7 protein-coding genes are annotated in these 12254 nt (G+C 56.2%); all 7 read left to right on the top strand.

Annotated elements, in window-relative coordinates; all coding sequences use genetic code 11:
* Positions 1 to 125: 125 nt before the first annotated feature.
* The 7 genes from AC0V6Q_RS09455 (at position 126) to AC0V6Q_RS09425 (ending at position 12237) form a co-directional block, all read left to right on the top strand.
* Positions 126 to 2759, top strand: a complete 2634-nt coding sequence (locus AC0V6Q_RS09455) for a M14 metallopeptidase family protein (RefSeq protein ID WP_486168132.1) — start codon at positions 126 to 128, stop codon at positions 2757 to 2759.
* Between the two features lie 131 nt (positions 2760 to 2890).
* Positions 2891 to 3790 (top strand): ABC transporter ATP-binding protein, encoded by a 900-nt coding sequence (locus tag AC0V6Q_RS09450; RefSeq protein ID WP_486168131.1) that lies wholly within the window; start codon positions 2891 to 2893, stop codon positions 3788 to 3790.
* A gap of 14 nt (positions 3791 to 3804) precedes the next feature.
* A complete protein-coding gene (locus AC0V6Q_RS09445; RefSeq protein WP_486168130.1) occupies positions 3805 to 7389 on the top strand; it encodes an ABC transporter permease/M1 family aminopeptidase in 3585 nt (1194 codons plus the stop codon).
* A gap of 122 nt (positions 7390 to 7511) precedes the next feature.
* Positions 7512 to 8738: an efflux RND transporter periplasmic adaptor subunit gene (locus tag AC0V6Q_RS09440; protein ID WP_486168129.1), complete on the top strand. Its 1227-nt coding sequence runs from the start codon at positions 7512 to 7514 to the stop codon at positions 8736 to 8738.
* An 8-nt stretch (positions 8739 to 8746) separates the two neighbouring features.
* Positions 8747 to 9490, top strand: a complete 744-nt coding sequence (locus AC0V6Q_RS09435) for an ABC transporter ATP-binding protein (protein WP_486168128.1) — start codon at positions 8747 to 8749, stop codon at positions 9488 to 9490.
* Positions 9490 to 10755, top strand: coding sequence for an ABC transporter permease (locus AC0V6Q_RS09430; RefSeq protein ID WP_486168127.1), 1266 nt, complete (start codon positions 9490 to 9492; stop codon positions 10753 to 10755). Before AC0V6Q_RS09435 ends, AC0V6Q_RS09430 begins: the two co-directional genes overlap by 1 nt.
* A 222-nt stretch (positions 10756 to 10977) precedes the next feature.
* On the top strand, positions 10978 to 12237 hold the full coding sequence (locus AC0V6Q_RS09425; RefSeq protein WP_486168126.1) for a tetratricopeptide repeat protein: 1260 nt from the start codon (positions 10978 to 10980) through the stop codon (positions 12235 to 12237).
* Positions 12238 to 12254: the final 17 nt, after the last annotated feature.

The raw sequence follows: 12254 nt of genomic DNA, 5'->3' as shown, positions 1-12254 counted from the left end.
AAATATTGTTGCTCTATGGGCACAGTGAACGGGGTTATTCCATTGTTCCCCTATCCTCTTAGGCCGACAGGATGTCTCCAACGCGTTCTCTTGCGCTCTGCAATGTAAAGAGTAAGACCGTGGCCATGATCATACGACCTCTCCGGCTCTGCGCCGCTTATCTCGCAGTTGCATTCGCTTGTTTGACAGCGCCCACAGCCGCCCTCGCTCAGTCTTTTGTTGAAGCCGAGTTCGACCCGGCAATACCGACACTGACCGATGTGATTGGTCATAAGCCCGGTGAGCGGATCACCAATCCTGCAGAGACTGTCGAGTACCTGAAAGCGCTGGCGAAAGCTGCGCCTGACCGGGTCAAGATGGTCGAATATGCGACAAGTTGGCAGGGGCGTCCGCTCAACTATCTGGTGCTGACCTCGCCTGAGAATATGGCACGGCTGGGCGCCATTCAGGCGGATATGGCCAGTATCGCAGCTGGCCGCCCAAGCAATGGTTTAGCGCTCCCTGTCACATGGCTTGCCTATTCTGTTCACGGTAATGAGATCGCATCCACTGATGCTGCCATAATGATGGCCTATCACCTGCTTGCCGCGTCCAATGATCCACGGGTTCGGCGGATCATGTCTGACACGATTGTTGTGCTTGACCCGATCCAGAATCCGGACGGGCGGGCTCGTTTTGTCAGCCACTTCCGCAACGCCCTTGGCATGACGCCAATTGGCGACCGTCAGGCGGCAGAGCACGATGAAACCTGGCCCAGCGGCCGGGTCAATCACTACATGTTTGATCTCAACCGTGACTGGTTCACTCTGAGCCAGCCTGAAACGCGCGGCAAAGTGGCGGCACTTCGCCAATGGAACCCGGTTGTTGTGGCTGACATCCATGAAATGGGCGGTGACCAGACCTATTTCTTTGCCCCTGCGGCAGACCCCGTAAACCCCAACATTACGCCAGAGCAGCTCAGCCTCTATGAGGTTATCGGGCGCAATAACGCGCGTAACTTTGACAATATTGGCGAGCCTTACTTTACGAGGGAAATCTTCGACCTTTTTTACCCGGGCTATGGCGATACGTGGAATGCGCACCAGGGCGCGATCGGCATGACCTATGAGCAGGGGTCAGCGCGCGGGCTTATTTGGGATCGGAGCGATGGAACGGTGCTGCCCTACGCAACAACAGTGAGAAACCACTTTGTCGCAAGCCTCTCCACCGCAGAAGCGGTAGCCTTGAACTCAGATCGTTTTCTTAGGGACTACGCCAATTATCGCCGCGCCAATGCAAACGGGGCGACGGGTTCCGGTTCCTATCTGATCGACCTTTCAAGCCGCCGCTGGAATGCAGAGGGGCTTGGCCGCAGACTTGCCGCACAAGGGATCGAAGTGGTCCGCCGTGATGGTCCTGTAACCGCTTGCGGCAGATCCTATCCCAATGGCTATATCGCAATTCCTCAGGCGCAGCCGGCCGGAAAACTGGTGCGCAGCTTGCTCGATAAAGACACCGAGTTGCCTCGAGAGTTTATCCTCGAGCAGGAGAAACGCCGTTCCCAGGACCTTGCACATGAGCTTTACGATGTGACCGCTTGGGCCGTGGGCGCGATGTCCGGTGTCGCGGTCAATGTTTGTAACCGCGAAGTTGGCGGCCAGCCGATGACTGGCAAAGAACCTATCGCTGCCATCGGTGATCGTTCGGGCGCCTATGCGGTGGCGGTCCCGTGGACCGATAGCGGGCAAGCGCGTCTTGTGACCCTAGCTATTCGCGAAGGGATTGAAGCACGCTCCAGCGATGAAGCCTTCACCAAAAACGGACGCACGTTCCCGCGCGGTACAGTGCTTTTCCCCACAGCGATGAACACTCCGGAAAAGATGGCTCGCCTGCGCGAGCTTGCTGATGAAGTGGGCGCTGAAACAATTGGTATCGCTGACAGCTGGGTCGAAGATGGTCCCAACCTTGGTAGCTCGTCTTTCGTTCGCCTGACGCTGCCCAAGGTTGCAATTGCATGGGACGAAGGCGTCTCGCAGCTCAGCGCTGGCAGCCTTCGTTTCGTAATCGAGCAGCGATTGGGCCTTCCGATTGTCCCCATTCGCACCAATCGTTTTGGCCGCGCGGATTTGTCCGATTATGACGTTGTTCTGGTGCCCAATGGTTCCCCGCGCAGCGCGATGGGAGCTGGCGGCGTCCGCAACCTGCGCAGCTTTGTCCAAGGGGGTGGGGTTCTTGTTGCCGTGGGCAATTCTCTTGGCGCATTTGCATCGGGTGACGATCCGCTCCTTGCTGTTCAGCGCGAAGCCGCACTTGGGCTGTCCGCCAATGACGACAACGACGAGGCAGGCTCGCTTACCCAAGCGACGGAAATCACCAGCGAAGAGGAATACCGCGAGGCGATCGCCAATCAGGAAGCGCTCCCGGACACATTGCCCGGCGCTCTCTTGAATACGGTTGCTGATACAGAGCATTTCCTGTCGGCCGGATATGATGATGGCGCTGTTGTGCTCGCCAGTGGATCCTTGGTCTATACCCCGCTCGACCGGTCGGATGGCAGCAATGTCATGCGTTTTGCCGCGCGTGAAGCATTGATCGAGAGCGGATATGTCTGGGATGAGAACCGGCGTCAGATGGCATTTAAACCCTACATGATGGCGCAAGGGACCGGGCGCGGCCTGACAATCGGTTTTGCACACGATCCATCGACGCGCGCATATCTTGATGGTCTGGACCTTTTGATTGCCAATGCCGTCTTGATCGCACCCTCACGCATCCGTTAGGCGCGCGCATCCGGCAAGCGGATTGCCATTGGTCGAGCGCCATCGGTCGTTGATGGAGGCTGTTTAAAACTGGTGCTTTACACTGGCAATACACCTCTTTAGCCTCACGGCAAACAAGAGGGATGTGTTTCATGCTCGAGCTTAAAAATGTCAGCCATGTCTATTCGAACGGCGTCAGGGCACTCGATGATGTGAGTTTGACGATCCCGAAGGGCATGTTCGGGCTTCTTGGTCCCAACGGTGCGGGCAAGTCGACCTTGATGCGCACTGTGGCGACACTCCAGACACCAAGCTCGGGGCAGATCACCTTTGACGGTCTCGATATCTTGGCCGAACCTGAGGCATTGCGAAAACGCCTTGGCTATCTGCCGCAGGACTTCGGCGTTTATCCGCGCGTTTCCGCTTACGACATGCTCGATCATATGGCGGTTCTCAAAGGCATTTCGGCAAGAGGTGCGCGCAAAGATACCGTTGAGACACTGCTCAATCAGGTGAACTTGTGGGACGTGCGCAAGAAAGCGATTGCAGGTTTTTCGGGCGGTATGCGTCAACGTTTTGGCATCGCGCAGGCTCTTATCGGCAATCCTGACCTCATCATCGTTGACGAACCGACTGCCGGTCTTGACCCGGAAGAGCGCAATCGTTTCCTTAACCTGCTTGCAGAAATCGGCGAGAATGTGGTTGTGATCCTGTCCACCCACATCGTTGAGGATGTGGCCGATTTGTGCCCTTCAATGGCCGTCCTGGTGAACGGCTCGATCAAGCTTGAGGGCGCGCCCAAAGAGCTGATGACCAATGCTCAAGGTACGATCTGGGCCAAGACGATCGAGCGCGGTGAGCTTGATGGTTATCGCTCGATGTATGAGGTTATCTCCACCCGGCTTTTTGCGGGCGAGACTATCATTCACATTCTGTGCGATCATGATCCGGGCGACGGCTTCCAATCTGTCGATGGCGGGCTTGAGGATGTCTATTTCTCGACCCTTGCCGCATCGCGCCGCGGGGCATCTGAAGCCACGCAAGCAGCTTAAGCGGGAGAAGACCCATGTTCGGTTCAATCGCGCTATTTGAGCTGCGTTACCAATTGCGAAACCCGGTTTTCTGGGTGGCGCTTGTTATCTTCTTTCTGCTGACCTTCGGGGCAACGGTGTGGGATCAAATCCAGATTGGTGGCGGGGGCAATGTCAACATCAACAGCCCCTCTGCGATCCTTCAGACGCAGCAGGTTCTGACCCTCTTCTTCATGTTTGTGACCACCGCTTTCGTCTCGAATGTTGTCGTTCGCGATGACGATAGCGGCTTTGGCCCCATGGTGCGATCCACCCAGGTGACGAAGTTCGCCTATCTTATGGGCCGCTTTACAGGAGCCGTGATCGCTGCATTCATCGCGTTTGCGGCTATACCCATAGCCATATTTCTTGGTTCTTTGGCGCCTTGGCTTGATGCCGAGACAGTCGGGCCAAACCATGCCTATTTCTATGTGAACAGCTTCCTTTTCTTTGCTTTGCCCAGCGTCTTTATGCTGAGCGCAATATTTTTCGCAGTTGCGACCGTCACCCGGTCGATGATGTACACCTATGTCGCAGTCGTTGCTTTTCTGGTGCTCTATTTCGGTTTCATGGGTGTTGTCGGCGGTGAGCCGGAATACCGCGATATCGCTGCCATGTTCGAGCCTTTGGGCCTTGCGGCGGTTGCCAATGAAACCCGGTATTGGACCGTCTCGGAGTTAAACACACAGCTTCCCGCGCTTTCCGGTTCGATGCTCTTCAACCGCTTGTTTGCCGTCGTGATTGCGTTTGGTGCGCTAATCTTTGCACTTTGGAAATTCAGTTTTGCCGAGCGCGGAGTTTCGGCCCGCAAAGCGAATAAGCTTGCGAAAAGGGCAGAGAAACTGGCTCGTGCAAAACCGCAGACCGTTGCAGCGCTGCCGGCAGCTCAGCCAGAGAAAGCCGGGTTTGCGAGGCTAGTTGCGACCACAAGGTTCGAGATCTCGCAGGTCTTGCGCAGTCCCGCTTTTGCGGTCCTTTTGCTTCTTGGTCTGGTCAATTGCCTTGCTGCGCTGATCTTCGGCACAGAGACTTATGGTACGCCTCGTATCCCTGCGACTTTCTCTTTGATTGAGCTGGTTGCAGGCACTTTTAGCATCATCCCGTTGATTATCGCGATCTATTACGGGGGCGAGCTTGTCTGGCGTGACCGGGATCGCAAGTTCCACGAGATTATTGACAGCACCTCGCTGCCCGGTTGGGCCTATATGGTCCCCAAAACGATCGCAGTAACGCTTGTCCTGTTTGCGACATTGATGGTTTCTGTTGTCGCCGCAATGGCGGTTCAGGCAAGCCGCGGGTACTTCGATTTCGAGCTCGATAAATACGTTATGTGGTACGTTCTGCCGTATACCGCAGACTTGCTGTTGCTCGCAATCCTGTCGGTGTTTGTGCAGGCGCTGAGCCCAAACAAATACGTCGGCTGGGGCCTTATGGTCCTTTATATCGTGGCTACGATCACCTTCGCCGGGATCGGGCTCGATCATCCGCTCCTGCTTTATGGTGGCGGTATCGCTAACCCTGTTTCGGACATGAACGGAGACGCTGTTGCAGGCGCTCTGGGGTGGTGGATGCGGCTCTACTTTGGCGGCATGGCTCTGGTGATGGCAGTGCTTGCGCACCTTATGTGGCGCAGAGGCACCGAAACACGGTTGATGCCGCGTATCAAAGCGCTTCCGCGCCGCGCTGTGTCAGCGGCTGGTGCCTTGGGCCTTGTTGGCGTCCTCACATCTGTTGGAACAGGCGCGTTTCTCTACAATCAGATGAATGTCGAGAACACCTATCGAAACAGTGACGCGCAAGAGAAGCTGCTTGCGGATTATGAGAAGGAATATCTCCAATACGCCAGTCTCAAACAACCTTCGCTCACCGATGTAACCCTAGCTGTCGACCTTTATCCAGAAGAGCGCCGGATGGAAGCGTCTGGCACTTACGCGATGGTCAACGACACCGGCGCGCCGGTCGAGACGCTCCATGTGCGGTTGTTCGATGCTGACACCAAATTGCTCGAAGTCGAAATTCCCGGCGCGACGCTGGAGAAAAATGACGAGACCTATCAGCACCGCATCTATCGCTTCGACACACCGCTTGCACCCGAAGAGACGGCGACCCTGACGTTCAAAAGCCAGCGTTGGCACAAGGCATTGAGTTCGACCGGATACGGCACGCGTTTGGTCGAAAATGGCACCTTCCTCAACAATGCCGAGTTCACGCCGCAAATTGGAATGAACCAGCAAGGCTTGCTGACAGATCGCGCAACGCGTCGCAGCTATGGGCTCGAATCCGAGCTGCGCCTTCCAAAGCTTGAAGACGACAGCGCTCTTGAAGAGAACTATGTCGGGGATGTCGATTGGGTGAACTCGGACATAACTTTGACCACCTCAGCCGATCAGGTGCCGATTGCACCGGGCAAACGCGTCTCGGATGTGGTTCAGGGTGATCGCCGGATCGCCCGGTTCCAATCCACCAATCCAATCCTTGGCTTTTTCTCGATCCAATCGGCGCGCTATGAAATCATGGACCGCGATGCGGACGGGGTAAATTTGCAAGTCTACTACGATGCGCAGCACCCCTATAATGCGGAGCGGATGATTGATGCGATGGACGCATCGTTCAAATATTACCGCGCCAATTTTGGCCCTTATCAATTCGACTATGCGCGGATCATCGAGTTCCCGGGTTATGCGAGCTTTGCTCAAGCGTTTGCAGGTACGATGCCTTATTCCGAAGACATCGGCTTCCTTGCCAACCTCGCTGATCCGGGTGAAATCGACTACGTTACCTACATCACGGCGCATGAGGCAGCGCACCAATATTGGGCGCACCAGCTCATCTCTGCCAACCAACAGGGCGGCACGATGTTGGTGGAAACCTTGGCGCAATACTCGGCGCTGATGGTGATGAAGGAGCTTTACGGCGAAGACGATATGCGCCGGTTCCTGAAATTCGAGCTCGATAATTATCTCACATCCCGCGGCGCGGAAGCACTTGAAGAACTGCCTTTGGAACGCGTCGAGAACCAAGGCTATATCCATTACCGCAAAGGTTCGGTGGTGATGTATTTGCTCCAGGACCGCTTGGGTGAGGACCGCGTCAATGCGATGCTCGCAGGCCTGCTCGATCGCTTCCGTTTCAAGAGCCAACCTTATGCCAGCTCAAAGGATCTGGTCGAAGGCTTCTTCTCGCTTGCCCGCAACGAGGAAGAGCGCGCTCTTGTTCGCGATTTGCTTCAGAAGATCACGGTGTACGACCTCAAAGCCGAGGAAGCTGTGGTGAAAGAGCTTGGCGATGGCACATTCGAGACAACGCTCACCATCGCTGCTGCCAAGTATTATGCCGATGGTGAAGGCAATGAAACCGAAGCGGCGCTACGCGACCAAATCGAAATCGGCGCCTTTACCGAGCGTCCCGGCGCCGGCGTTTTTGAAAGCGCAAACGTGCTTTTGATGGAGCGTCGTCCGATCAAGTCTGGCAAGCAAACAATCAGAATTGTTTCTCAAAAGCGGCCAACTTGGCTCGGCATTGATCCTTATAACAAATATGTCGACCGCAATTCGGACGACAATCTGGTAGAGCCGACCTAGCTGAACCTATCGTTCGCCCCACAACCTCATCCGTCAAACAACGTCATTTGCACTCGATTGCCGCGCGATTGCTTGTATACCTCGTTCTTTGAAAACGGGGCGAACAAGTTGTGAAGCGAATTGTGGATTGGATCAAACGTCACCCGGTCGTCACGGGTGTGATCGCGCTCTTTGTCATTCTGGTCCTTTGGGGCCTGCTCTCATCGGGCGGGCGCGACTATGAATATGTCTCGCAAGATGCATCCAAAGGCGAAGTCGCGCGGGTTGTTTCCGCCAGCGGTACCCTAAGGGCGCTCAATACCATCAATGTCGGCGCAGAAGTGTCTGGCCAGATCACAGCAGTCTATGTTGATTTCAACTCGCCTGTTGCGGCCGGACAATTGCTCGCAGAGATTGATGCAACGCGGCCGCGAGCACGGGTGACGCAGGCGCGTGCTCAGGTTGATCTTGCAAGGGCAAGCCTTGCGCAAGCCCAGGCTTCGATCATTCGCTCAACGACCGACGTTGAAGTGCAAACGCGCGAATTTGCGCGGCGTAAAGAGCTAGCCGAGAAAGGCTTTGTTTCGACCGCCGGGCTCGATCAGGCTGAAAACGCTTTGGTCGCGGCAAAGGCTAACTTGAGTTCGGCACAGGCGCAGGCCCAAAGTGCGCGCGCTCAAATTGCCCAAAGTATGGCCGAGTTGGAATCGGCGCGCCTCGATCTGTCCCGCACGCGTATCATCGCGCCAACCAGCGGCGTTGTAATCGATAAGCTTGTGGAACCTGGCACCACGGTTGCGGCCAATTTCCAGACCCCAAACCTCTTTACTATCGCTGCCGATACGAGCCGCATGCAGGTCGAAGCATCGGTGGATGAGGCCGACATCGGTCAGGTGCGCGAGGGTCAAGAGGTGCGCTTTACCGTGGACTCTTACCCCGACGCCGAGTTCGAAGCGCTGGTCCAACAAATCCGCCAATCCGCTTCGCAAAATGGCAATGCGGTGAGCTATCTCGTCATTCTCGACGTCGACAATTCGGACGGCCTCTTGCTGACCGGGATGACCGCCAATGTCGAGATTATCACTGGTTCGAAGAAAGACGTCCTGCGGGTGCCTGTGGCCTCCACTCGTTTCCTGCCTCGCGAAGAGGATCGCGGGGAGCAACCTGACGAACAGGATGAGGGTAGCGGAGACAAGCAAGCCTATGTCTGGGTGCCGGGCGAAGATCCATATCTGCCTCGCCGGGTGCCTGTGACGACGGGCCTCCAGGGCGAGGACTTCATTGAGATCACCGATGGGCTCGAAGCGGGTCAGCCTGTGCTGGTCAGGTCTAAGAGCCTGCGCGGTGATGGTTCGGATGAAGGCTCGTAGATCGCATCATGGACCACTCTTCGGACCAACCGCTGATCGAAACCCGCGACCTCGTTAAGACCTACAATCTTGGCGGGGAAGTGATCCATGCGGTCAATGGAGTTTCGCTCGTCATTGAACGGGGCGAGTATGTGGCGATCATGGGTACCAGCGGCTCTGGCAAATCGACGTTCATGAATATGATCGGTTGCCTTGATGTGCCCTCATCAGGACAGGTTTTGATCGACGGAATACCAACAGCGTCGATGTCGAGTGATGATCTGGCGGTTCTTCGCAATGAGAAGATCGGGTTTGTCTTTCAGCAGTTTAACCTGCTTGCCCGGACGTCTTCGATCGACAATGTAGCGGTGCCCTTGATCTATGCCGGGGTCGATAAAGCCGAGCGCCATCAGCTCGCAACCGAGAAGCTGATCGACATGGGATTGGGCGACAGACTCCTCAATACGCCGGCCAAGCTTTCCGGCGGTCAGCAGCAGCGTGTTGCCATCGCACGGGCCCTGGTGACAGAGCCGCTTGTTTTGCTCGCAGATGAGCCAACCGGCGCGCTCGACACGCGCACCAGTGAAGAGATCATGGCGATTTTCGAAGGTCTCAATGCGGCTGGTATCACCGTGATCGTCGTGACCCATGAAGACGAAATCGCAGACCATGCCAAACGCCGGATCGAGTTTCGCGATGGCAAGGTGATCGAAGACCGTCTCATCCAGAAACGTATAGTGGCTGCAAACCCTCCTGTGGTGGAGGAAGCATAATGGCTAGCGTTCCTGCAAAGCGCAAAGGGCAAAATTTCCTTTCGAGCTGGGGCGTCAATATCGCCATCGCGCTCACCGCCCTGCGCACCAATTTGATGCGTTCGATTCTGACGATGCTAGGCGTACTGATCGGCGTTTTTGCAGTGACCTTGGCAGTTGCTGTGGGCAATGGCGCGCAAGAATCCGTGATGCAATCGATCAACAGTTTTGGCTCTAACATGGCCATAATTGTGCCCGAGCCTGACAATGAAGGGGGACGGCGATCTTTTGACCGGGGCCGCCTGACAAGCCGCGATCTGCGCGCAATCGAGCGCGAGGTGCCCGGCGTCATCGCCACCGCGCCGCAGTTGCGCTCGACCCTTGATCTTGTAACAGCAGGCGCCAACACTTCGTCTAGCGCGGTGGGAACCACTCCTGGCTTTGGTCTCATCACCAATCATCCAGCGGATCGAGGGCGCTACATCAGCGAAGCCGATGTACGTTCCGCAGCCCGTGTTCTGGTGTTGGGCCGAACCACCGCCGAAACTCTGTTTGGCGAATTTGATCCGGTCGGAGAGACGGTACGCGTGGACGGCGTGCCATTTCAGGTGATTGGTCTGTTGGAAGAAAAAGGCTCTACCTTTGGGACAGACAATGACGATACGATTGTCCTCCCGATCTCCACAATGCGTCAGCGTTTTGTCGGTGACACTTTGCCGGGCCCTGACGATTTGCAACTCGCATTTGCCGGGTTTGAAGAAGGTGCATCGCTTGTCCAAGGCAAGATCGACATCACCAATCTGATGAAGGACCGCTACCGGGTCCGGGATGGCGAGATTAACCCGTTCCGGGTCCGTACCACGCAAGAATTCATGGAGGAAAGCCAGTTCATAACGGGCATCCTGCAAGCTGTTCTGGTTGCGATTGCTTCGATCTCGCTCCTTGTGGGCGGGATCGGGATTATGAACATCATGCTGGTGAGCGTCACAGAGCGCACGCGTGAAATCGGTCTTCGCATGGCATTGGGCGCCAAGGGTAGCGATATTCGCAACCAATTCCTTGTCGAAGCAGCGGTTTTGTGTGTGCTTGGTGGTGCAGTTGGCCTTGTCTTGGCGTGGCTCGCTGGTTCGGCCTTGACCGCCTATGCTGATTTTCCTGTACCCATTGGCATCGGTGTTGCTCTTGGCTCCTTGGCCTTTTCGGCGGTGCTTGGTTTGGTGTTCGGGAGTTACCCCGCGATCCGAGCCTCGCGCCTGTCACCGATTGAGGCATTGCGCACCGAATAGGACGGCATTTTCGCCGGGGTCCTTACACTTTCCTGCCACCTAACAGCGATTGTCATAAGCGTAACCAAGCTTGTCAGCGGACGTAGCCGCGTGACTGCCCCATTGCTCGGCCTCAGCCTCCTTTGCGGAGGCAATTGATGGCAAGCCGGGGGCAAGCACACGATGAACAGACTTTGTAGATTGGTGATCAAAGCAGCGATGCTGGGCGCCGCTTCATTCGGTATGTTGATACCAATATCAGCGCACGCACAAAATGAAGAAGCCACGCAATCAGAAGAGACGGCTGCGCAAGGCGCATTTGAAGCGCTCAATGCTCAAGTAAGCGAGCGGGCGGGCGATCCTTCGTTCGATTATCAGCTTGGTATTGCCGCGCTGGATGCAGGACGTTTTGGCGATGCCATTATCGCGTTTCAGCGCGTGCTTGCGGTTCAACCAGGCAATGCAGCGGCAAGAGCGGAGCTTGCGCGTGCCTATGCCCTTGCAGGCGATATCGATACAGCGCGAGAGCAATTTGCGACCGTCGTTGAAGACCCGACGCTGCCAGATCCGGTGCGTCAGCGCTTCACCGGATTTGTCCGTCAATTTGATCGCCAGATTGCAGGCGGCGGATCGGATGTGAGCGGTTTCGTCGATACGAGGTTGGGCTTTGATAGCAATATCAACACCGCCACCGAGCTCGATACCATTGTGATCCCGCTGTTCAGCTTCCTTGGCGCAGGACAGCTTGGTGCCAATGCGATCGCACAGGAAGACGAGTTTTACGAAGTTACCGCCGGTGTGTCAGGAGTGACCGCGATTGGTCGGCAAGATCGTCTTTTTGCCTCCGCTCTCGGCAGCTGGCGCGACAATTTCGATAGCAGTGCTTTCGATCAGGCCGCGCTCACCGGAACGGCGGGATATGCGCGCACTTTTGCCAATCGCGATGTGTTGTCGCTCTCGGGTCAGGTGCAGAAGTTCTGGCTTGATGATGCCGCTTTCCGGACGAGCTATGGAGTGATCGCTCAATACACAAAACCGCTGGCGAAAGGCCGTGCGCTCAGCATTTCGGCGCAGTGGAACAGGCTCGACTTTGACAATGACCCGCTTCGTGATGCGGACCGCTTTGCAGCGGGCGTCGGCTATGTGGGCAAAGTCTTCGCGCTCAACCTGACCGGCGGCAAAGAAGAAACGCGTCGACGGGCAGGCGATGCGCAAAGCTTCGGCTTTGTGACTGCCAATGTAGGGGCCGAAGTACCTGTGTCCAAACGCGTGGCAGTGGTTGGTGGAGCAGCCTTTGATCTGCGCAGATACGATGCTGCTGATCCGCTGTTTTTGACAGAACGCGAGGACGAACGCCTTGATCTGCGTGCTGGCCTCAAGGTGGCAGTCGCAAACCGGATCTTCCTTCAGCCTACCGCCTCTTACACCCGCAATTGGAGCAATATTGCTCTGTTCGATTTTGAACGCTGGACCCTTTCGGTCGGCGCTCGCTTTGAATTCTGATCGCCATCGGGAGATTA

Source organism: Erythrobacter sp. S227 (assembly GCF_057364925.1).
The sequence above is the reverse complement of the archived record's forward strand: the minus strand, read 5'-3'. Positions and strand labels throughout refer to the sequence as shown.

Excerpts from the sequence above, each read along its gene's own strand:
- AC0V6Q_RS09455 (WP_486168132.1), top strand. The coding sequence starts at position 126 with ATGATCATACGACCTCTCCGGCTCTGCGCCGCTTATCTCGCAGTTGCA.
- AC0V6Q_RS09425 (WP_486168126.1), top strand. The coding sequence starts at position 10,978 with ATGTTGATACCAATATCAGCGCACGCACAAAATGAAGAAGCCACGCAA.
- AC0V6Q_RS09430 (WP_486168127.1), top strand. The coding sequence starts at position 9,490 with ATGGCTAGCGTTCCTGCAAAGCGCAAAGGGCAAAATTTCCTTTCGAGC.
- AC0V6Q_RS09445 (WP_486168130.1), top strand. The coding sequence starts at position 3,805 with ATGTTCGGTTCAATCGCGCTATTTGAGCTGCGTTACCAATTGCGAAAC.
- AC0V6Q_RS09450 (WP_486168131.1), top strand. The coding sequence starts at position 2,891 with ATGCTCGAGCTTAAAAATGTCAGCCATGTCTATTCGAACGGCGTCAGG.
- AC0V6Q_RS09435 (WP_486168128.1), top strand. The coding sequence starts at position 8,747 with ATGGACCACTCTTCGGACCAACCGCTGATCGAAACCCGCGACCTCGTT.